Raw genomic sequence first — 20,495 nt, 5'->3', positions numbered from 1 at the left:
CGATCGTTCAGGCGTCATCTAACCCTCGAGAGCTTTCGCAGCGCGTTCGAGCAGCGCGCCGCGGTCCAGGATGAAGCCAGAATCGACCCATTCCTTCTCGAGGTTTCTCAGGATCGCGCCGAGCTTCGGCCCGGGCGACGCGCCGAGTTTGGTGAGGTGAGCGCCCTTGATGGGGAATACCGGCTTCTGCCATTTCAACGCGAAGCCAAGCAGGCGCGAGAAGCCGCCGGCTTCCATCAGGGCCTGATTGTCCTCGACGGCACGTGCGCGCGCGGCGGCGAGCGCGAGCCGCAGCCGATCGACGAAGCCTTCGCGATCGCCGAAATAGAGCTTTTTCGAGAATTCCGTCTCGGTCGTCTTGTGTTCCGGCGAAGCCGTCAGCGCCCATTGCTTGAGCCGTTCGCCCTCGCCGTTCGAAAATCTGAGCCTTTCGGCAAGCGTCTTCATGCGCGCGGCATCCGGCGGAACCATTGCCTCCAGCCTGAGCAGCGGATCGGCGTTCCAGCCGAGATCCTTTTCGGTCCTGACCAGCCCGTGGATGGCGTCGATGCCCCATTTCTCGCTCTCCGGCAGCACGGCGGTGAGAACGCCGGCCTGACGCATCCACAGCAGGGCGCGCGAAGGATCGGGGGCCGAAAGCAGCTTCTTCAGCTCGGACCACACGCGTTCGGCCGAGAGCCGCGCGAGCCCGTCCTTCAGCCTCGCGCAGGCCTTCAAGCCCTCGGCGTCAGGCCGGCCGTCGCCGTACCAGGCGAAGAAACGGAAGAAGCGCAGGATGCGCAGATAATCCTCGCGGATGCGCGCTTCCGGATCGCCGATGAAGCGCAAGCGGCGCGCCTCGATATCAGCGACGCCGCCGACAAGGTCGACGACCGTGCCGTCGGCTTCGGCATAGAGCGCGTTGATGGTGAAATCGCGCCGCTCGGCGTCCGCCTTCCAGTCGCGCCCGAACGTCACTTTGGCCCGCCTGCCGTCGGTCTCGATATCGGCCCTGAGCGTCGTGACCTCATAGGCCTTGCCGCCCGCGATCGCCGTGATGGTGCCGTGCTCGATCCCGGTCGGCACCGTCTTGAAGCCGGCGGCCTGGGCGCGGCGGATCGTTTCCTCGGGCAGGGTCGTAGCGGCGATGTCGATGTCGGCGACCGGTTGGCCGATCAGCGCATTGCGCACCGCTCCGCCGGCCACGCGCGCCCCTTCGCCGCCCTCCGTCAGCGCGGCAAGCAGCTTCTGCAGATGCTTTTCGTCCAGCCAGTCGGCCCTGCCGGAGAGAGACACCCCCGTGCTCATGCATAGAGCCTTTCATAGAGTGTGCGGATGATTCCGGCGGTGACGCCCCAGATGCGCTGGCCGCCATAGGGCATCTCGTAGAAGAACCATTCGAGGTCGTTCCACATGCGGCTGTCGCGCGCGTGGTTGGTAGGGTCCATCAGGAAGCGCAGCGGCACCTCGAAGGCGGCGTCGACCTCGTCGGCATTGAGCGTCAGCGAAAAGCCCGGCCGCACCACGGAAAGCACCGGCACGATGCGGTAGCCGCTGCCGGAGATGTAGTCGGGCATGCGGCCGACGATTTCGATGTGGTCGCGGTCGAGGCCGATTTCCTCGAACGTTTCTCGCAGCGCCGTCGCTTCCGGGCCGGGATCGGTCGGATCGATGGTGCCGCCGGGAAAGGCCACCTGGCCGGAATGGCTGCGCAGCTTCTCGGCGCGCTTGGTCAGCAGCACCGTGGCGCCGTCGGCGTGATCGATGACCGGGATAAGCACCGCGGCGTCGCGCAGCGGCTTGATGTGCTTCAGCCTGGGATGGCCTGGATTGTAGCGGTGATCGCCGAACTCGTCGCCGGGTTGCGCCTCGGCCTGCGCCGCAGCGCGGGCGCGAAAATCCGCGATCGAGAACGGCACCGGCGCCACCTGGTCCATCACGCGCTTAGCCGCTCGAGTTTCTCGGCCGGCATGATCGGATAGACCTCGCCGCCGGAGCGCACGGCGAACATTGCCCTGCCGTCGATGTCGATCTCCTCGCCATGCTCGACCAGCTCATACATCACCGGTCGCGCCACCAAGGCCTCCAGCCGCCCGCGCACCAGCACATAGGGCTTGAGCCCGCCTGTGGTGTCCTCGTCGACGAAGCGCAGCGGATGGCCGGGTCCGGCGGTGACGACGTCGCCGACATTGGTGCGAAAGGTGATGACCTGATCGTCGCCGGTTCCCGACACGTTCATCTCGACGGCGACAAAGGGCGCGTCGGCGACGCGGATCCCCACGCGCTCCACCGGTGTCACGAGGTAGGTCTTGCCGTCGGCGTCCTTGCGCAAGACGCTCGAAAAAAGCTGCACCAGCGGCATGCGCCCGATCGGCGTTCCGAGATAGAACCACGTGCCGTCGGCCTTGATCTCCATGTCGAGATCGCCGCAGAAGTCCGGATTCCAGCGCTCCACTGGAGCCGGCCCCCTGCCGGCTCGCGCCGCCCGCGAGATCAGCGCTTCCAGCCCGCGCGCCTCGGTGGCGCTGGTCAGACTCGGTTCGCGATGTCCGCAATGATCGGTCATGGTCACGAAATAGTCACTGTTGTTTCGCTTGTCAGCCTAAGTCTGTGATTTAAGTTCAATCACAGGCGCCAGGCGAGGCCGAATCGCGGCATTCTGCGACTCTGAGAGTGCAGGCCGGTATTTCCAACCACAAGGATCGAACGGCATGAGCGTGATGATCAAGGAAAGTCCGTTGAGCGACAAGGCGATGATCGAGCAGGCCGAGAAGGCGCTGGCCGACATCTCGAAGGTTCGCGACGCCGTAGGCCGCGTGATCTTCGGCCAGGAGGCCGTCGTCGAGCGCACGCTGGTGGCGCTGCTTGCCGGCGGCCACGCGCTGCTTGTCGGCGTGCCGGGCCTCGCCAAGACCAAGCTGGTCGAGACGCTCGGCATCGTGCTCGGCCTCGATTCCCGCCGCGTCCAGTTCACGCCCGACCTGATGCCGTCGGACATCCTCGGCTCGGAAGTGATGGAGCAGGACGAGTTCGGCAAGCGCTCCTTCCGCTTCATCTCGGGGCCGATCTTCACTCAGCTTCTGATGGCGGACGAGATCAACCGCGCCTCGCCGCGCACACAGTCGGCGCTGCTGCAGTCGATGCAGGAATATCACGTTACTATCGCCGGCGTTCGCCACGACCTGCCCTCGCCTTTCCACGTGCTGGCGACGCAGAACCCGCTGGAACAGGAAGGCACCTATCCGCTTCCGGAAGCCCAGCTCGACCGCTTCCTGATGCAGGTCGACATCCTCTATCCGGAGATCGAGGCGGAGCGCCGCATCCTGCTCGAGACCACCGGCGTCGAGGAGGCCAAGGCCGACAATGTCTTGCAGCCGGCCAGGCTGAAGGAGGTTCAGACGCTGATCCGCCGCATGCCGGTGCCGGAAAGCGTCGTCGAGGCAATCCTCAAGCTGGTGCGCTCGGCCCGTCCGGGCCAGGGCGTTGCCGACACCGACAGGCACGTCGCCTGGGGCCCGGGTCCGCGCGCCAGCCAGGCGCTGACCCTGTGCGCCCGCGCGCGCGCCCTATATGATGGCAGGCTGGCGCCGTCGGTCGACGACATCCGTGCCTTGGCCGAGCCGGTGCTGCAGCATCGCATGGCGCTGACTTTCGCCGCCCGCGCCGAAGGCACGTCCGTGCGCGACGTGGTGGCGAAACTGGCAAAAGGCATCTGATGGGTCGAATTGGCGAGGTTCAGACACCGGTTGCGACGCGCGATGCGCTCGCCCGTGGCCGGCTGCGGGCCTCTCTGGTGCCGGACCTGCTGGTCGAGGCCCGCCGCATCGTCAACACGGTGATCGCCGGCTGGCACGGCCGCCGCAAGCGCGGCATTGGCGAGAATTTCTGGCAGTTCCGCCCCTATGTCGAAGGCGATGCCTCGCGCATCGACTGGCGCCGCTCGGCGCGCGACGACCACACCTATGTTCGCGACCGCGAGTGGGAGGCGGCTCATACCGTCTGGCTCTGGTCCGATCCCTCCCCCTCCATGCTCTACAAGTCCGCGGGAGCCGGCGTTTCCAAAGAATCGCGCGCGCTGGTGCTGACGCTTGCGTTGGCCGAGCTTCTGTCGCGCAGCGGCGAGCGCATCGCCTGGCCGGGCCTCACCGACCCGTTCACCGCCCGCAACGGCGCCGAACGCATCGCGGCCCAGCTCAGCCATGCCGGCGAGATGCCGGCCAAGCCCGATCTCGCGGCCATCCGCCGCTTCTGCGACATCGTCATCGTCAGCGATTTCCTCGATCCGGTCGAGGAAACCATGGCCTGGCTCGACGTGCTCGCCCGTCACGGCGTGCGCGCGCATCTGATCGAGGTCGCCGACCCGGCCGAGGAGACCTTCCCCTATGCCGGCCGCACCGAATTCACCGATCCCGAAACCGGCGACAAGCTGACCGCCGGCCGCGCCGAAACGCTTAAAGACGAATACCGCCTGCTCTACGCCGCGCGCCGCCAGGAACTGGCCGGCTGGTGCAAGCGCCTCGGCTGGAGTTTCACCGTCAACCACACCGACCGCCTCGCCTCCGAGGCGCTCGTGCGCGTCCACATGGCGATGACCGCCGACAGCAGCCGCCCAGGGCTGACTGCCGGCGGCAGTCATGCAGGGCTGACCGCCGGCGGCCTTGCCGAAAAGGTGGTCACATGAGCTGGCTGCCGCTTTCCTTCGGCGCGCCGATGGTGATGTGGGGTCTGCTGGCCCTGCCGGTGATCTGGTGGCTGCTGAGGCTGACCCCGCCCAGGCCGCAGACCGAGGTCTTTCCGCCGCTGAGGATTCTCGCCCGGGTCCTGAGGCGCGAGGAGACGCCGCATCAAAGCCCTTGGTGGCTGACGCTGCTGAGACTGTTGATGGCGGCGCTCGTCATCACCGCGCTCGCCGAACCGGTCTTCAATCCGCGCGAAAAGCTGCCGGCGGAAGGCTCGGCTCTGGCGCTTGTCATCGACAATGACTGGGCAAGTGCCGCCGACTGGGGCAGGCGCGTCGCCACCGCGGAGCGGCTGATCGCCGACGCCGGCTCGAACGGCGTGCCGGTCGTCATCGCCTTCACCGCCGAGAAGCCGAATGTCGAGATCGGCCCCTTCGATGCGTCGGCCGCGCTCGACCGCCTGCGCGCGGCAAAGCCGCGCCCGATCCCGACCGACCGCCCTGCCGTCTATGCCCGTGTCGCCGCCACATTGGAGCGCCTGCCGGGCGCCAGCGTCGCCGTGCTTGCCGACGGGCTGGCGGCCAACGGCGACGAAGTGGCTTTCAAGACTCTTCTGGAAAAAAATGCCTCGAGGCTGGTCTGGGCCACCTCGGACCGATTCTCGCTCACCGGCCTGACCGGCGCCGACAATCAGGTCGACGGTTTCACGCTGACCACCGTCCGCGCGCCCGGCGATCCGGCGCCGGCACAACTCACGGCGGGCGCCTTCGACGACAAGGGCCGCCGCATCGCCGACGCGACGCTGACCTTCGCGCCGGGTGAGACCACTGCCACCGGAACGATGAAGGTGCCGTTCGAATTGCGCAACGACTTCGCCTCGATAGCACTCGATGGCGAGCATCAGGCCGGAGCCGTTCGCGTGCTGGACGAGAACTCCAAGCGCCGCCGCGTGGGACTGCTTTCGCAGGCCGAGGCCGACCAGGCGCAGCCGCTGCTGTCGCCGCTCTATTACATTCGCCGCGCCCTGCAGCCCTTCGCCGATCTGGTCGAGCCGTCGAGCGCCGATCTGGCCGACGCCATACCGCAGCTTCTCGACCAGAAGCCGGCGATGATCATCATGGCCGATGTCGGCACCATTCCCGCGCAGGTCCGGCAGCGGCTGGTCGACTGGGTGAGCAATGGCGGCACGCTGGTGCGCTTTGCCGGTTCAAGGCTGGCCGCCGCCGGCAATGACGACGACCTCTTGCCGGTCAGGCTGCGCAGCGGCGAGCGCGCGCTGGGCGGCGCGCTGTCCTGGACGACGCCGCAACCGGTCACCGAATTCCCTAAGAACGGCCCGTTCGCCGATCTCGCGCCGCCGACCGAGGTGACCGTCAGCCGGCAGGTGCTGGCCGAGCCGACGCCCGACATCGTCGAGCGCACCTGGGCGACGCTGGCCGACGGCACGCCGCTGGTCACGGGCATGAAGAAGGACAAGGGCACGCTCGTGCTCTTCCATGTCACGCCGGAGGCGACCTGGTCGAACCTGCCGATCTCCGGCAGCTTCGTCGAGATGCTGAGGCGCGTCGTGCAATTGTCGCGCAACCAGGGCGCCGCAGTCGCCAATGCCGAGGCTGCCGCCGCGTCGCTGGCGCCCTATCGCATGATCGGCGCCGACGGCACGCTGGTGCCGCCGACACCCGATGCGCGGCCGCTCGTGCCCGCCACCGGCACGCTGCCGGTGACGCTGGAAAACCCGCCCGGCCTCTATGGCTCGGAGACCGGCGTCTTCGCGCATAACCTGCTCAACGCCTCGAGCACGTTCACGCCGCTTGCTCGGCCGCAGATCTCGCTGCCGGTGACCGCCATCCCCTACGCCTTCGACGAATCGGAAAACCTGAAAGGTCCACTGGTCACGATGGCCCTGCTGCTCATGGTGCTCGACACGCTTGCCGTGTTCTGGATGGGTGGGCTGTTGTCGCGCCGGCCGCGCCGTGCCGCGGCGACCGCCGCTGCCGTTCTGATCGCTATCGGCGGGCTCTTCGCCCACGCCGATCTTGCCCGCGCGGATGATTCGAAGCCCGGCGATTCCCAGGCGGTCGACGACATTTCGAAAACCCGCATCGCCTATGTGATCACCGGCGAGCCCGGCGTCGATTCGATTAGCCGCGCCGGCCTCGAGGGTCTCACCCGCTTCCTGATCGAGAAGACGGCGCTGGAGCCCGGCCCGCCGGCGGGTGTCGACATCTCCAAGGACGAGTTGTCCTTCTATCCGTTGATCTATTGGCCGATCGACGCCACCGCGCCGATGCCCAGCGAAGCGGCGGTCGCTCGCATCGATGCCTATATGCAGCAGGGCGGCACGGTTCTCTTCGACACGCGCGACCAATTCTCCAACGGCATCGGCGCCGGCTCGGCAAGCCCGGCCACCGAGCGGCTGCGCGACATCCTAGCCAATCTCAACGTGCCGCCGCTGGAGCCGGTGCCGTCGGACCATGTGCTGACGAAGTCCTTCTTCATCCTTCCCGAGTTTCCCGGCCGCTTCAACGGCAGTCCGCTCTGGGTCGAGACCTCGCTCGATGCCAGCAACACCGAGAACCGTCCGGTGCGCACCGGCGACGGCGTCTCGCCGATCATGATCACCGCCAATGATTTCGCCGGCGCCTGGGCGGTCGACGAGAACGGCGATCCGATGCTGCCGACCGTGCCGCCGGATCCGATGCAGCGCATCTACGCGCTGCGCGCCGGCGTCAACATCATGATGTACATGCTGACCGGCAACTACAAATCCGACCAGGTGCATGTGCCCGTCCTGCTCGAACGGCTGGGGCAGTAGGTCATGAACTGGTCGATCTCCTTTGAGCCGCTTGTTTCCTGGCCGCTGTTCTGGGTCGTCATCGTGCCGCTCCTGCTGCTCGCGCTGGCCGGCCTGTGGTTCCGCCAGCGCGGCTCGGTGCTGCGCTTCATCGCCCTGCTCGCGCTCGGCGCGGCGTTGCTCAACCCGGTTTTCCTCGATGAAGAGCGCGAGGCGCTGAAGAGCGTCGTCGCCGTCGTCGTCGATCGCAGCCACAGCCAGGACATCGGCGACCGCGCCAAGCAGACCGACGAGGCGCTGGCTGGCCTTCAGGAGCGTCTTGGCCGCTTCAAGCAATTCGACGTCCGCGTCGTCGAGGCCGGCAAGTCCGAGGACGCCGACGAACGCACGGAAACCAGGCTGTTCAGCGCGCTGGAAGGCGCCTTCCGCGACGTGCCGCCGTCGCGCATCGGCGGCGCGATCATGATCACCGACGGCGAGGTGCATGATGCGCCGGCCGGCGCTCCGGAGTTCAACGCGCCGCTGCATGCCCTGATCACCGGCAACGAGCACGAGAAGGACCGCCGCATCCGCTTCGAGAACGCGCCGCGCTTCGGTCTCGTCGGCAAGCCGCTCGACATGAGCTATCGCGTCATTTCCACCGAAGGCCAGGGCGGTCCGGTCGACGTGCGGGTCTCGGTCAATGGCGAGCAGGTCTCGGTCGAGCATGCGACCATCGGCCAGCCGATGAAGCTTGAGGTCACCATCCCCAACGCCGGCCGCAACATCGTCCAGCTTTCAATCGATCACGATCCGGGCGAACTGACCGACGCCAACAACCGCGCCATCGCGCTGGTCGATGGTATCCGCGATCATCTGCGCGTGCTTCTGGTCTCCGGCGAGCCGCACGCCGGCGAGCGCACCTGGCGCAACCTTTTGAAATCCGACGCTTCGGTCGACCTCGTCCACTTCACCATTTTGCGGCCGCCGGAAAAGCAGGACGGCACGCCGATCAACGAGTTGTCGCTGATCGCCTTCCCGACGCGCGAACTGTTCGTTGAGAAGATCAAGGATTTCGATCTGATCATTTTCGACCGCTACCAGCACCGCGACGTGCTGCCGATCCTCTATTACGACTACATCTCCGAATATGTCGAAAAGGGTGGCGCGCTGCTGATCGCCGCCGGCCCCGAATATGCCGGCGAAAGCTCCATTGCCCGCACGCCGCTGATGTCGGCCCTGCCGGCGATGCCCACCGGCGAGGTTGTCGACAAGGCCTTCTATCCGCGTCTCACCGATCTCGGCCAGCGCCACCCCGTGACGCGTGGGCTCGACGGCTCCGCTGCCGAACCGCCGCACTGGAGCCGCTGGTTCCGCACCATCGGCGTCAAGAATCCGGAAGGCGAGGTGGTGATGAAAGGTGCCGACGACCGGCCGCTCTTGCTGCTCGACCGCAAGGGCGAAGGCCGGGTCGGCATGCTGCTTTCCGATCAGGGCTGGCTATGGGCGCGCGGCTTCGAAGGCGGCGGGCCGCATGTCCAGCTCTATCGCCGCATCGCCCATTGGCTGATGAAGGAACCGGAGCTGGAAGAGGAGCGCCTGACCGCCGACGGGCGCGGCATGGTGCTGGAAATAAGGCGCCAGACGATGAGCAACGATCCAGGCCCGGCCCAGGTCATCACGCCCACCGGCAAGACGATGACGGTCAAGCTCGAAAAGGCCGAGCCGGGCATTTTCACCGGGAGCCTGCAGGCCAGCGAGATCGGCCTCTATCAGGTGGGCAATGGCGACCTCACCGCCCTTGCCCATGTCGGCCCGATCAACGCGCCGGAATTCTCCGATGTCGTCTCCACCGAGGACAGGCTGAAGGCGCCGGCTGAGGCGACCGGCGGTAGCGTGCGCCGGCTGGCGCCGTCATCCATGCTGGGAAGCCTCGGCGGCGGCGTCAGCCTGCCGTCGGTCGTGCCGGTCCGTTCCGCGGGCGCGGCCTCGGGCGATGACTGGATCGGGCTCCGCACCACCGATGACAGCACCCTCAAGGCCGTTTCACGCGTGCCGCTATTCGGCGGCTTCCTCGGCCTCGGCCTGCTGCTGCTGGCGATCGGCTCGATGTGGTACCGCGAAGGGCGGTAGCATCCTTCCTTCTCCCCCTTTCACGGGGAGAAGGTGCCAGAAGGGCGGATGAGGGGCGGCGCCCAGCCAATCAGAACCCAGCGCTTGCCTCACCCCTCACCCTGCTCGGCCGGCAAGCCGGCCTCGCTTTCCCTCTCCCGTAAACGGGGCGAGGGAGTGCCCCCTATTCCTCCGGCTCTGTCGTGAACAGCAGCGGATAGCCCTTGGCCTTGCCGGCATCGGTCGCCCGCGTGGCCTTTGTCTCGGCGACATCGCGCGTGAAGACCGCGACCACGCAGACTCCGCGCGTGTGCGCGGTGATCATCACGCGATGCGCCTGATCCTCGCTGAGCTTGAATTCGGCCTTCAACACGGTGACCACGAACTCGCGCGGCGTGAAGTCGTCATTGACCAGAATGACCTTGTAGAGCTTTGGCCGCTCGGTCTTCGGCTGCGTTTTGGTACGGGGTATGAGGACGGTCTCAGGCATAGGAAATCCGCCAGTCGTAAGCTAAAGCAATTCCAGGAAAGGTGTTCAGCGGCTTTCCGTCCGGAATTGCGCGAAAACATCCACAATTCTCGCTTCGACTCTGCCATGCAGGGAAGCATACGTCCATTTGTCCGCCCGGAGCGGATCACGACGACAAGACGTTATGTGGGGAGCGTCGCCTGCCGTTCAACGGCCATGTCGACCGATCGTGCGGCGCATGGTTGTGCCGGATCTGCCGGAGCCGCCATCGCCCATGTTGGAACCGCGCTCCATAAAGGCTGCAACCGTCCAGGCGGCGAAGCCGATCAGGGTTGCGCCGATGAGCACGATCAGGACCCAGCTCTGGGCCGGCGTGATGTAGTCGAAGCTCGATGAGATCGCCGGTGCGAAAAGCTCCGGCTCCGTCCTGCCGCTGGCGGGATCCGGCACCGGGCTGGCCTTGAAGATGATCAAAGATCTCGCTGCCGCGGTGGCGATCAGGCCGCCGAGGGTCAGCGAGCGCATCAGGGACGAAAGCCGCTTCTTCATGCGGATTGTCCTACGGCACCGGCATTGCGATCGGGTTAAGGGTTGGGAGCGCGGCGCGGCGGAAGCCGCCGGTGTCGGACTTCGGCCGCCGGAAAGCCGCTCCGGTCGGATCCGGCCGGAGCGGTCTTTGCAAGATGTAATACCGAGACCCGGATCAGGTCTTCGGGGCATCCTTCTTGTCGGCCTTCTTGACGACCGTCTTCGAAGCCTTCTTGTGCTTCTTGACCGTCTTCTTGGCAGCGACTTTCTTCACGGGCTTGGCAGCCGTGGTGTCGGCAGGAGCGGTCGTCGTCGAAGCAGCCGGAGCAGCGGTCGTCGTGGCGGCAGCGTTGCCGAGAGCCGGCATCGCGAGCGAGAGAGCAACACCGAGGCCGAGGGCGGAGAGGAGGGACTTCTTCATGGCTTCATTTCCTTTTCATGCGGGTCGAGGGGGTGAGCGTCACTGAACCGGGTCGATCGGTGTCACTCCAAGCAGCTTCAAAGCATTTGCGAGCATCCGGATGCCCTGTGCCTGTTTCTTGGCGGCGCAGAACCGGTTTCCCTTTCTTTGAAGTGCCTTCGCCGCGGTGACCTGCGTTGCCGCGGCATGGGTTACGAGGGCTTCGTCAACTTGGCGGTTGAGGTTGGTGCAGCGCTCGGTCCGGGTCAGCGGCGTTACCTTTGCGTTGGAGGCCCCGACCGCGGCTGTGATGAGCGACATGCTGAGCAAAGCACCCATCACGCTGGTCCAGAACCTCTGCATCGGTCTTGCCCGTTACTCCGGAAACTTGCGTCGCAGCCGATGACCTGACCGCCACGGCACCAGTTATGCCCCTGAAATTTTTCACGAGTTTTTCCCGAATGTAGAATTTTGTTTCTGAATTGTTTCCGGGGAGCCAACCCTTCCTATTTCGTCGCCACTGGCCAAGATGTGGCCCGAATTCTATCGTGTGGGTGATCACCGAAGGACGGCTTGGCTACAGCAAATCGCGGGGCTCTCGTGAAATCCGACGCGCACATACTGATCGTCGACGACGACAAGGGCATACGGGACCTGCTTCAGGAGTTCTTCCAGAAGCGGGGATTGCGTACGACCGTGGCCGCCGACGGAACCGAGATGGAGGCGATCCTGCGCCGCGCGCAGGTCGACCTGATCGTCCTCGACGTGATGTTGCCGGGAAAAAGCGGGCTGGAGCTCTGCCGCGAAATTCGCGCGAACTATGCGACGCCGATCATCATGCTGACCGCGGTGACGGAGACGACGGATCGCGTCGTCGGGCTCGAGATGGGCGCGGACGACTATGTGCCGAAACCCTTCGATCCGCGCGAATTGCTGGCACGCATCCGCGCGGTGCTGAGGCGCAACGGCACGGCCGAGCCGCGCCGGCCCACCAGCAAGCAGATCTACCGCTTTGCCGGCTGGACCATGGATTGCTCGCGCCGCCGGCTGACGGCGCCCGACGACGTGCGGGTGGAGCTGACGATGGCGGAGTTCAACCTGCTGCAGACCTTCGTCAAGAGCGCGCAGCGCGTTCTGACCCGCGAGCAGCTCATCGAGCTTTCGGGCGGCGACTCCGGCTACAGCTTCGACCGCAGCGTCGACATCCTGGTGAGCCGCCTGCGCCGCAAGATGGAGGACGACCCGAAGACGCCGAAGCTGATCTTGACCGTGCGCAGCGGCGGCTATCAGTTTCTGCCCGAAACGACCTCCGAATGAGACGCTTCCTGCCGCAAACCCTGCCTGTCTGGGTGTTGCTCATCGTCATTGCCGGCCTGATGATCAGCCAGGTCGCGACGCTCTACATCGTCTCGCGCGACCGCGCCGCGGCCAACGGCGTGGTCGACCTCTACCGGCTGAACGACCGCGCCTATTCGCTGGTGCAACTGATGCATGAGGCCACGCCGGAGGAGCGCAAAGTTACCGCGTCGGGCCTGTTCAACTCCACCTATGCACTGACCGTTTCGGACACCCCTGCCGTCATCTCCTCGATCGCCGGCGACGACCAGCTTGCCGAGTTGGAGGACATCCTGGTCGGCCGCCTGTCCAAGTTCGGCGTCACCGACGCGCGCGTGCGCCGCGACCCGGCGACGCAGGAAGCCGATGCCCCGGACGGCCAGGTGATGAACAGGGATGTCGGCCAGGTCGAGCGTGATCTTCTGGTGCTGGCGGCTGATTTCGCCCAGAGCGACAAGCTGACGGCGTCGCTGCGCTTTTCCGACGGCCAATGGCTGAACTTTACAGAGCCGATCACGCCTGCCGGGCCGATCCTCAGCGTCGACAGCCTGCCGCTCTATTCGCTGATCGCTGGGCTGGTCGTGGTGATGTCGATCTGGTCGCTGCGCCGGCTGACCGCGCCTTACCGGATGATGGAGACGGCGGTGAACCGCATCGGCAACGACCTGAAAAGCCCGCCGATCGCCGAGACCGGCAGCCGCGAGATCCGCGCCGCGGCAAAGGCGGTCAACGCCATGCAGATGCGGCTGCGCGACTATGTCGAGGATCGCGAGCACCTGGCGGCGGCGCTGGCGCATGATCTGCGCACGCCGCTGACCCGAATGCGCCTGCGGCTCGAGCTGCTGCGCAGATCGCCGGCGCGCGCCGCCCTCGCCCACGACCTCGCCGACATCGAAAGCATCGCCAGCTCGGTGATCGACTTCGCCAAATTCGAGGTCACGGAGGAAAAGGCCGAGCGGATTGACTTCTGGTCGCTGGCGGAGTCTGTCGTCGACATGTTCGAGGACGCTTCATTCGACGAGGACGCTACACCCACGCGCGGCCTGATCTGCATCGCGCGGCCGGTGGCGCTGCGCCGCTGCATCACCAATCTCGTCCAGAACGCCGTCACCTACGGCAAGAGGGCGCATATCGGCGTGCTGCGGTCGGGCGACACGATCACGCTCACCATCCGCGACGAGGGGCCGGGCATTCCGCAGGCAAAGCTGGATCAGGTCTTCGGTTCCTTCGTGCGCCTCGAACAGTCGCGCAACCGCGAGACCGGCGGCCTTGGCCTCGGCCTCACCATTGCCCGCAACATCGCCCGCGGCGCCGGCGGCGAGATCAGCCTTTCGAACCATCCCGGCGGCGGCCTGCTGACGGAGCTGCGCCTGCCGCTGGCAGCTTGAGTCAGCAGCCGCTTTCCCGGCTGCCGCCGGGACTGGATCAGCCGCTCCATCCTTGTGATAGTGCGGCCCGCTCCGGCTCTACAGCGCCGCGCGTCCTCTTGGACGCGAAGAGGACGCTGTAGCACTTCAATTTGGTGCATGATCCTTTCCGAACCGAAGGTCAGCGACGCAAAAAAACGATTCCGATTTTCGGGGTCATGCACGAGGAAACCGAACCATGTTTTACGCAATCCTTGCCTATCACGTCGAAGAGACCGTCCAGTCTTGGACGCCCGAGGAGGATGCAGCCCTTATGAAAGACCTGCTCGAGATCAACGACAGGCTGATCCGCGCCGGTAAGCTGGGGCCGGCGGCCAGGCTGGGCGAGACCGCGAAAGCGGTCACGCTGCGCGGTCCGGGCGACGGCATGGTGATCGACGGTCCCTTTGCCGAGACCAAGGAGCAGTTGCTTGGCCTCTATGTCCTCGATTGCGAGAGCCAGGACGAGGCGATCGCGGTGGCGCGCGATCTCAAGCGCGTCAATCCCACCGCTGTCTACGAGATCCGGCCGATCGCGCTTTATCTGCCCGGCGCGCCGCTGGCCGCCAGTTGAGTCTTCACAGCGCACTTCAGACCGCAGCCTCGATTTCTTTTCCGATGCGAAGCGTTTCGCGCACCAGGAGATCGAGATCGTCGCGCCGCGTGCGGTGATTGGTGATCGCGACCCTCAGGCAGTGCCGGCCGCGCACGGTCGTGTCCGATAAAGCCGCGCTGCCTTCTTCCTGAAGTCTCAGCATGATCTCGGTGTTGAATGCCTTGAGCCGTTCTTCGGATGCGCCTTCCAGGCGATGGCGGAAGCAGACGATGTTGATAGTGGTCGGCGCCGTCAGCTCCAGCACCGGATCGGCCCGGATCAACTCAGTCAGATAACCGGCCTGGGCGATGTTCTGGTCGATGAGCCGGCCGAATTTTTCGACCCCGTGCTCTCTCAGCGCCATCCAGATCTTGAGCGCGCGAAACCCGCGCGAGGTCTGCAGGCCGTAGTCGTGCAGCCATTGCCCGGAAGCGAGGCCGCGCGGCGTCGATTCCAGATATTCCGGGGTGACGGCGAAGGTATTTCGGTGGGCGGACGCATCGCGAACCAGCGCGCAGCCCGCCTCGAACGGTGCGTGCAGCCATTTGTGCGGGTCGAGCGCGATGGAATGCGCCTGCTCGATACCGGCGACGAGCGATCTGTTTTCAGGTGCGATCGCGATCAGCGCGCCGATGCAGCCGTCGACATGAAACCATAGGTCTTCCTCCGCCGCCAACGCCGCCAGCGCCTGCAGGTCGTCTATCGCGCCGGTGTTGACGGTGCCGGCGGTGCCGATGATGCAAGCCGGCTTGAAACCCGCAGCGCGGTCCTCCGCGATGGCCGTCCTGAGCGCATCGACGTCGATGCGCAAATTGGCGTCGGTGGAGACGCGCTGCAGTGCCCTGTTGCCGAGGCCGAGCGCTTCCATCGCCTTGCGGTGGCAGGAATGGACCTGGTCCGACGCGTAGAAGCGCAACGGCCGCGGTATGGCGCCGACGCCTCTTTCGCGCACATCGACCCCCGCCTTGGCATTGCGCGCCACGGTCAGCCCGATGATGTTGGCCATCGAGCCGCCGCTGACCAGCGTGCCGCTGGCCGAGGCCGGAAAGCCCACCATCTCCTTGCACCAGTCGACCACCTGGCTGTCCATCAGCCCGGCGGCGTGATTGCCGCCGCCGAGGTTCGAGCCCTGGATCGCCGCCAGGAAATCGCCGAGCGCGCCGGTGAAGTTGCTTGAGCCCATGTACCAGGACCAGAAGCGCGGGTGGATGTTGCCCATTGGATAAGCCATGACGTTGCGGGCGACGTCGCCATAGACGTCGGCAATCGGCGCCGGCTCGCGCGGCAACGGCGCCGAAAAGAAGGCGCGGACCTCGTCCGGCATCCCGCGCCACACCGGGCGCTCCCGCACATCCCTGAGATAGCCGATGGCGTCATCGACGACCCGGTGCGACAGGGCCTGCATATCGGCCCAGTCCGGCGGATCGAGCGTTTCGTCCGCGACCTTGGCTTCCTGCAGCGTGTCCATCGGTTTCTCCCAAGCATGCGACCAGCCCAGGCATGCGGCCCGCTCTCGGGTCCCACGCCAAATCAGTCGCGGCGCCGCCATCCGGATGGACAACAGCGCCGCGTTGTCTTCAGGCGTCGAACTGGCAGCTCGGTGTCGAGCGCGACAGCGCCGTCTCCTCTGCATCCATCTCGGCCTCGATGCCGTCGAAGAGCGGCGTCGACATGTAGCGCTCGCCGGTGTCGGGCAGGATGCACAGGACTACCGAGCCGGCTGGAGCGGTTCCGGCGATCTGGCGCGCCACGGCGAAGGTGGCGCCGCCGGAGATGCCGGTGAAGATCCCTTCCTGCCGCGCCAGCGCCTTCGCCCACTTGATGCCTTCCGGACCGGGGATCGGCATCACTTGGTCATAGTAGCGCTTGTCGATCGCCTCCTGCAGCACCTCGGGGATGAAATCCGGCGTCCAGCCCTGGATCGGGTGCGGCTCGAAGGCCGGATGGCTCGAGGCCGGCGCGCCACCGGCGCCGCGTTCCTGTGTCTTGCCGCTGCCGATAAGCTGCGCGTTCGCAGGCTCGGCAAGGACGATGCGGACATCCGGCCGTTCGCGGCGCAGCACCCGGCCGACGCCGGTGACGGTGCCGCCGGTGCCATAGCCGGTGACCAGCACGTCGAGCCTTGAGCCCGCGAAATCGTTGATGATCTCGCGCGCCGTCGTCGCCTCGTGGATGGCGGCATTGGCTTCCGTCTCGAACTGGCGGGCCAGGAACCAGCCATTGGCTTCGGCGAGCTCGACGGCTTTTTTGTACATCCCGAAACCCTTCTGGGCGCGCGGCGTCAGCACCACCTTGGCGCCCAGCATGCGCATCAGCTTGCGGCGCTCGATGGAAAAGCTGTCGGCCATCGTCACTACCAGCGGATAGCCCTTCTGCGCGCAGACCATGGCAAGGCCGATGCCCGTGTTGCCGCTGGTTGCCTCAACGACGGTCTGGCCCGGCTTCAGCTTGCCGCTGCGCTCGCCTTCCTCGATGATGTTGAGCGCCAGGCGGTCCTTCACCGAGGCTGCCGGATTGAAGAACTCGGCCTTCACATAGATCGTCGCATGGGCCGGGCCGAGATTGTTGATACGGATGACCGGCGTGTCGCCGACCGTGTCGAGAATGCTGTCGAACAGCCGGCCGCGACCGGCGGTGGTCCTGATTTTCAACTGCTGCAACATGAGCTTTTCTCCTCGCTATCTCACGTGCCGGTTACAGACCGGCGACTTCGGCGGCGCGGTTTCGACACTTTGCCCCGCTAGGTTGCTTGACCTGCCGCTAATGCGGCAACGGCGGCATTCCGGCATGGAATTGGGCTGCCGGATGCTTCCTGTCGTCTTTGGTGATAGAACATGGACCAACTGGTCAGCGTTGGAGAAAGCGTGGAAACATACGTGGAATCCACCCGATCGAGCCTGAGCGACGCCGCCGCCGGCCTGTCCGTGCGACTGCTTGGGCAACTGACGATTGCCCGTGACGGCGAGCCGGTTAAATTGCCTTCCTCACGCAAGCTGCGCGCGCTGCTTGCCTATCTGGTGCTCGCGCCACATCCCGTCAGCCGCAGCCGGCTCTGCGAGCTTCTGTGGGATGTGCCCAATGATCCGCGCGGCGAGCTTCGCTGGTGCCTGAGCAAGCTTCGCGGCGCCCTCAACGAACCGGGCCTCAACAGGATCGAGACCGAAGGCGACACCGTGGCGCTTCGTCTTGCCGATAAGAGCGTCGACGCCGTCGAAGCGGCTGCGGCGGTCGCCGAAGGGATCGAAACGCTCAGCCTCGAACGTCTGCGGGCGCTTGCGCAACTCTTCGCCGGCGATTTTCTTGACGGGCTGGAGCTCGATCGGAGCCCGCATTTCACCAGTTGGCTGACCGCGCAACGCCGCCGTTTCAGCTCCTGCCACGTCGCCGTTCTGGAACACATCATTGGCCTTCTCCCGCAGGGAGCCGATGAAGCAGGCGCCTATCTGGACAGATGGCTGGAACTCGCGCCGTTCGACGGGCGCGCGCATGTGGCGCTGCTGGAAAACCTCGCGCGGCGGGGACAGATCGGCGCCGGTGAGGAGCATCTTGCGACCGCGGCGGAGCTCTTTCGCTCCGAGGAGCTGGATGTCGCTCCCTTGCGGGAAGCATGGCAGGAGATAAAAGCCCGCCATTCCCGCGCGACGCCGTGCGCCCGATCCGGGCCAGCTTTTCTGGCCCCGCAACCGCCGATCGTTGCCGTCGAAGCCGAACCCGCCGCATTGCGCCGGGCCTCGCTGGCGGTGATGCCGTTTGCGGAAAGCACCGTCAATTTCCGCGGCGGGCTTGCCGATGGCTTGACCCACGACATCATCACGCGTCTTGCCAAGCTTCGCGATTTCTTCGTCATTGCCCGCGGATCGGTCTTCGCTCTGGCCGAGAAGGACATCGCGCCGGAGGATGCCGGGCGCAGGCTCAATGTCGACTATGTGGCGACTGGCTCGGTCCGCAGCCTTTCGGGCAGGGTCATCGTCTCGGTCGAGCTCGTCGAGGTCCGCACCGCGAGGATCGTCTGGGCCGAGACCTTCGAGCACAGGCCGGACGAAATCTTCGTCGTCATCGACGATATCGGCAACAGCATCGTCTCCTCGATCGCGGCCGAGATCGCGACCGTCGAACGAAACCGGGCAATGCTGAAGGCGCCGAATTCGCTGAATGCGTGGGAGGCCTATCATCGCGGCCTCTGGCACATGTACCGCTTCACCCGCCAGGAAAACGAACTGGCGCAGCAGTTCTTCAACGACTCCCTGAAGCTCGACCCGACCTTCGCCCGTGCCTATGCCGGGCTTTCCTTCACCCATTGGCAGAGCGCCTTCCAGCGCTGGGGCGATCGCGACCGGGAGGCGGCACTGGCTTTCGAAAGCGCCGGTCACAGTCTTCTGGTCGATGACCGCAATCCGGCCGCTCACTGGGCGATGGGCCGCGCATTGTGGCTGCGCGACGAGCAGGACGGCTCGCTGCTCGAGCTGGCAAAGGCCGTCGACCTCAGCCCGAACTTCGCGCTCGGCCATTATGCCCTGTCCTTTGTCCACTCGCAGTCGGGCGATCCGCAATCGGCGATCGGCTCGTCCGATCACTCGCGCCATCTCAGCCCCTTCGATCCGCTGCTGTTCGGCATGATGGGCGCGCGCGCCATGGCCCATGCGCGGCTGGGCGAATACAACGAAGCCGCCGAATGGGCTCTGAAAGCGGCGGCCAGGCCCAATGCCCATGTCATCATCCTGGCGATCGCCGCGCATTGCCTGGCCTTGGCCGGCCGGCGGGACGAGGCCCGCAATTTTGCAGCCGCGATCCGCACCACATTGCCTGACTACCGGGCAGACGATTTCATCGCCACCTTCCGCTTCGACCGGGATGGCGAAGCTTTGTTCCGGCGGGGCGCGAAGCTCATCGGGCTGCACTGAGCCTCCGGCCATCTTGCAGGCCGGCATCACCTGAATATTGGCACACCCCAAGGCGTGTCGAGATTCAGGTCAGGCCGCGCCGAAAATGACGGTTTCCGAGAACCGGAGCGGAGCGTACTTAAAGTACGTGAGCACCGGAAGCGCAGGAAACCGGCATTTGCAGGCCGGCATCATCTGAATATCAACGCGCCTTAGTGGATGAGCGGGCCGCTGGCCCTCCGCCACGCATCGATGCCGCCCTGGATGTGGCGGGCGCTCGAGATCCCGACATCCTGCGCCGCCTGCACGGCCATCGCCGAGCGTTCGCCGAAGGCGCAGTAAAACAGTATCTGTCTGCTGGTCGACTTCGCCAGTTCATGCAGCATGCCGCCGGCGGCGATATTCTCCTGCAGCCGCGCATAGGGCAGATGGATCGCGCCGGGGATGACGCCGTGGCGTTCCCGCTCGGACTGCTCGCGCAGGTCGATCAGCGCGACGTCGGGCCGGCCGACCAGCGCCAGCGCCTCTTCGGCGGTCACCGACCAGCCCCGGCTGGCGATATCGTCCTGGTGCAGCCCCACTCTCATGTTGGCTGGCACCGCCACATCCATCATCTTCGGATTGGACAGCTTCAGATTGTTCATGATGTTCACGTACTCGTCGACCGACCTCACCTGCAGGCGCGGATTGAAGGCCTTTTCCTCGCCGATCGTCGACACGGTCTCGCCCTTGTAGTCGTGCGCCGGGAAGATCATCGTCTCGTCGGGGAGCTTGAGCAGGCGGCCGAAGATCGATTCATATTGCTGGCGCGGATCGCCGTTCTGAAAATCGGTGCGGCCGGTGCCGCGAATGAGCAGCGTGTCACCGGTGAACACCCGGTCCGGCAGAATGAAGCTGTAGGAATCGTCCGTATGGCCGGGCGTATAGATGACATCGAGCGCCAGCCCCTCGATGGCAAGTTTGTCGCCGTCGGCAAGCCGCATCGACACGACGTCGGCCTTGGTCTGCTCGCCCATCACGGTCACGCAATGCGTCCTGTCGCGCAGCGCGCCGAGACCGGTGATGTGGTCGGCATGGAGATGCGTATCCACCGCCTTGACCAGCCTGAGGTCGAGTTCGTTGACCAGCTGCAGATAGCGCTCGACCTTCTCCAGCACCGGATCGATGATCAGCGCCTCGCCGCCGCGGCGGCTGGCGAGCAGATAGGAATAGGTGCCCGAAACGGAATCGAAGAGCTGACGGAAGATCATTTTATCGGCCCCATATGCCAGCGGCCCAACCCGGCTGCCGGCCAAGTCTAAAACAAGCATGAGGTGCCCGCCAGCGATCACTTCATGCT

The 20,495-nt window shown here is 65.7% G+C and carries 18 protein-coding genes; 8 read left to right on the top strand and 10 right to left on the bottom strand.

From position 1 onward, the window contains the following. Positions 1–18 precede the first annotated feature (18 nt). The 3 genes from EH240_RS24245 to EH240_RS24235 are packed head-to-tail and all read right to left on the bottom strand — an operon-like array spanning position 19 to position 2,545. A complete protein-coding gene (locus EH240_RS24245; RefSeq protein WP_125003333.1) occupies positions 19–1,287 on the bottom strand; it encodes a CCA tRNA nucleotidyltransferase in 1,269 nt (422 codons plus the stop codon). Continuing rightward, entirely contained in the window at positions 1,284–1,916 is a 633-nt protein-coding gene (locus tag EH240_RS24240) for a CoA pyrophosphatase (protein WP_125003447.1), read from the bottom strand. The genes EH240_RS24245 and EH240_RS24240 overlap by 4 nt, the downstream gene beginning before the upstream one ends. Beyond that, on the bottom strand, positions 1,916–2,545 hold the full coding sequence (locus EH240_RS24235) for a DUF1285 domain-containing protein (RefSeq protein WP_125003445.1): 630 nt from the start codon (positions 2,543–2,545) through the stop codon (positions 1,916–1,918). Before EH240_RS24235 ends, EH240_RS24240 begins: the two co-directional genes overlap by 1 nt. A gap of 145 nt (positions 2,546–2,690) precedes the next feature. On the opposite strand from EH240_RS24235, the gene EH240_RS24230 reads away from it, so the two are divergent. Genes EH240_RS24230 through EH240_RS24215 form a run of 4 tightly spaced genes read left to right on the top strand, consistent with a single transcriptional unit; the run spans position 2,691 to position 9,564 of the window. Continuing rightward, positions 2,691–3,695, top strand: coding sequence for an AAA family ATPase (locus EH240_RS24230; RefSeq protein WP_125003330.1), 1,005 nt, complete (start codon positions 2,691–2,693; stop codon positions 3,693–3,695). Then, entirely contained in the window at positions 3,695–4,660 is a 966-nt protein-coding gene (locus tag EH240_RS24225; RefSeq protein ID WP_125003328.1) for a DUF58 domain-containing protein, read from the top strand. The genes EH240_RS24230 and EH240_RS24225 overlap by 1 nt, the downstream gene beginning before the upstream one ends. Then, positions 4,657–7,473 carry a DUF4159 domain-containing protein gene (locus tag EH240_RS24220; protein WP_125003326.1) on the top strand — a complete coding sequence of 939 codons (2,817 nt, stop codon included), beginning with the start codon at positions 4,657–4,659 and terminating at the stop codon, positions 7,471–7,473. Before EH240_RS24225 ends, EH240_RS24220 begins: the two co-directional genes overlap by 4 nt. A 3-nt stretch (positions 7,474–7,476) precedes the next feature. Then, a complete protein-coding gene (locus EH240_RS24215) occupies positions 7,477–9,564 on the top strand; it encodes a hypothetical protein (RefSeq protein WP_125003324.1) in 2,088 nt (695 codons plus the stop codon). A 163-nt stretch (positions 9,565–9,727) separates the two neighbouring features. Here the strand turns inward: EH240_RS24215 and clpS are convergent, their stop codons facing one another. The 4 genes from clpS to EH240_RS24195 all read right to left on the bottom strand — a co-directional run bounded on the left by clpS (position 9,728) and on the right by EH240_RS24195 (position 11,303). Further along, positions 9,728–10,033 carry an ATP-dependent Clp protease adapter ClpS gene (gene clpS / locus EH240_RS24210; protein WP_125003322.1) on the bottom strand — a complete coding sequence of 102 codons (306 nt, stop codon included), beginning with the start codon at positions 10,031–10,033 and terminating at the stop codon, positions 9,728–9,730. A gap of 186 nt (positions 10,034–10,219) precedes the next feature. Further along, positions 10,220–10,561 carry a hypothetical protein gene (locus tag EH240_RS24205; protein ID WP_245436331.1) on the bottom strand — a complete coding sequence of 114 codons (342 nt, stop codon included), beginning with the start codon at positions 10,559–10,561 and terminating at the stop codon, positions 10,220–10,222. A gap of 154 nt (positions 10,562–10,715) precedes the next feature. Further along, positions 10,716–10,961: a hypothetical protein gene (locus EH240_RS24200; protein WP_125003320.1), complete on the bottom strand. Its 246-nt coding sequence runs from the start codon at positions 10,959–10,961 to the stop codon at positions 10,716–10,718. A 39-nt stretch (positions 10,962–11,000) separates the two neighbouring features. Further along, positions 11,001–11,303 (bottom strand): hypothetical protein, encoded by a 303-nt coding sequence (locus EH240_RS24195; RefSeq protein WP_125003318.1) that lies wholly within the window; start codon positions 11,301–11,303, stop codon positions 11,001–11,003. 237 nt (positions 11,304–11,540) lie between these two features. Between EH240_RS24195 and EH240_RS24190 the strand changes: the two genes are divergently transcribed. The 3 genes from EH240_RS24190 (at position 11,541) to EH240_RS24180 (ending at position 14,255) form a co-directional block, all read left to right on the top strand. Then, the gene (locus EH240_RS24190) at positions 11,541–12,257 is read left to right on the top strand and encodes a response regulator (RefSeq protein WP_125003316.1); all 717 of its coding nucleotides are present in this window, start codon (positions 11,541–11,543) and stop codon (positions 12,255–12,257) included. Further along, the gene (locus EH240_RS24185) at positions 12,254–13,663 is read left to right on the top strand and encodes an ATP-binding protein (RefSeq protein WP_125003314.1); all 1,410 of its coding nucleotides are present in this window, start codon (positions 12,254–12,256) and stop codon (positions 13,661–13,663) included. The genes EH240_RS24190 and EH240_RS24185 overlap by 4 nt, the downstream gene beginning before the upstream one ends. A 217-nt stretch (positions 13,664–13,880) precedes the next feature. Continuing rightward, the gene (locus tag EH240_RS24180; RefSeq protein ID WP_125003312.1) at positions 13,881–14,255 is read left to right on the top strand and encodes a YciI family protein; all 375 of its coding nucleotides are present in this window, start codon (positions 13,881–13,883) and stop codon (positions 14,253–14,255) included. 16 nt (positions 14,256–14,271) lie between these two features. Here the strand turns inward: EH240_RS24180 and EH240_RS24175 are convergent, their stop codons facing one another. Both EH240_RS24175 and EH240_RS24170 read right to left on the bottom strand, forming a co-directional pair. Then, positions 14,272–15,744, bottom strand: coding sequence for a pyridoxal phosphate-dependent decarboxylase family protein (locus EH240_RS24175; RefSeq protein WP_125003310.1), 1,473 nt, complete (start codon positions 15,742–15,744; stop codon positions 14,272–14,274). Positions 15,745–15,853: 109 nt separating this feature from the next. Continuing rightward, positions 15,854–16,939, bottom strand: a complete 1,086-nt coding sequence (locus EH240_RS24170; RefSeq protein ID WP_125003308.1) for a PLP-dependent cysteine synthase family protein — start codon at positions 16,937–16,939, stop codon at positions 15,854–15,856. Positions 16,940–17,110: 171 nt separating this feature from the next. On the opposite strand from EH240_RS24170, the gene EH240_RS24165 reads away from it, so the two are divergent. Beyond that, positions 17,111–19,177 (top strand): BTAD domain-containing putative transcriptional regulator, encoded by a 2,067-nt coding sequence (locus tag EH240_RS24165; protein ID WP_125003306.1) that lies wholly within the window; start codon positions 17,111–17,113, stop codon positions 19,175–19,177. A 191-nt stretch (positions 19,178–19,368) separates the two neighbouring features. Here the strand turns inward: EH240_RS24165 and EH240_RS24160 are convergent, their stop codons facing one another. Next, the gene (locus EH240_RS24160) at positions 19,369–20,406 is read right to left on the bottom strand and encodes an MBL fold metallo-hydrolase (protein WP_125003304.1); all 1,038 of its coding nucleotides are present in this window, start codon (positions 20,404–20,406) and stop codon (positions 19,369–19,371) included. Positions 20,407–20,495: the final 89 nt, after the last annotated feature.

Source organism: Mesorhizobium tamadayense (assembly GCF_003863365.1).
Lineage (GTDB): Bacteria > Pseudomonadota > Alphaproteobacteria > Rhizobiales > Rhizobiaceae > Mesorhizobium > Mesorhizobium tamadayense.
The sequence above is the reverse complement of the archived record's forward strand: the minus strand, read 5'-3'. Positions and strand labels throughout refer to the sequence as shown.

Coding starts and splice junctions, on each gene's coding strand:
- EH240_RS24245 (WP_125003333.1), bottom strand. CDS start 1,287: ATGAGCACGGGGGTGTCTCTCTCCGGCAGGGCCGACTGGCTGGACGAA.
- EH240_RS24240 (WP_125003447.1), bottom strand. CDS start 1,916: ATGGACCAGGTGGCGCCGGTGCCGTTCTCGATCGCGGATTTTCGCGCC.
- EH240_RS24235 (WP_125003445.1), bottom strand. CDS start 2,545: ATGACCGATCATTGCGGACATCGCGAACCGAGTCTGACCAGCGCCACC.
- EH240_RS24230 (WP_125003330.1), top strand. CDS start 2,691: ATGAGCGTGATGATCAAGGAAAGTCCGTTGAGCGACAAGGCGATGATC.
- EH240_RS24225 (WP_125003328.1), top strand. CDS start 3,695: ATGGGTCGAATTGGCGAGGTTCAGACACCGGTTGCGACGCGCGATGCG.
- EH240_RS24220 (WP_125003326.1), top strand. CDS start 4,657: ATGAGCTGGCTGCCGCTTTCCTTCGGCGCGCCGATGGTGATGTGGGGT.
- EH240_RS24215 (WP_125003324.1), top strand. CDS start 7,477: ATGAACTGGTCGATCTCCTTTGAGCCGCTTGTTTCCTGGCCGCTGTTC.
- clpS (WP_125003322.1), bottom strand. CDS start 10,033: ATGCCTGAGACCGTCCTCATACCCCGTACCAAAACGCAGCCGAAGACC.
- EH240_RS24205 (WP_245436331.1), bottom strand. CDS start 10,561: ATGAAGAAGCGGCTTTCGTCCCTGATGCGCTCGCTGACCCTCGGCGGC.
- EH240_RS24200 (WP_125003320.1), bottom strand. CDS start 10,961: ATGAAGAAGTCCCTCCTCTCCGCCCTCGGCCTCGGTGTTGCTCTCTCG.
- EH240_RS24195 (WP_125003318.1), bottom strand. CDS start 11,303: ATGCAGAGGTTCTGGACCAGCGTGATGGGTGCTTTGCTCAGCATGTCG.
- EH240_RS24185 (WP_125003314.1), top strand. CDS start 12,254: ATGAGACGCTTCCTGCCGCAAACCCTGCCTGTCTGGGTGTTGCTCATC.
- EH240_RS24180 (WP_125003312.1), top strand. CDS start 13,881: ATGTTTTACGCAATCCTTGCCTATCACGTCGAAGAGACCGTCCAGTCT.
- EH240_RS24175 (WP_125003310.1), bottom strand. CDS start 15,744: ATGGACACGCTGCAGGAAGCCAAGGTCGCGGACGAAACGCTCGATCCG.
- EH240_RS24170 (WP_125003308.1), bottom strand. CDS start 16,939: ATGTTGCAGCAGTTGAAAATCAGGACCACCGCCGGTCGCGGCCGGCTG.
- EH240_RS24165 (WP_125003306.1), top strand. CDS start 17,111: ATGGACCAACTGGTCAGCGTTGGAGAAAGCGTGGAAACATACGTGGAA.
- EH240_RS24160 (WP_125003304.1), bottom strand. CDS start 20,406: ATGATCTTCCGTCAGCTCTTCGATTCCGTTTCGGGCACCTATTCCTAT.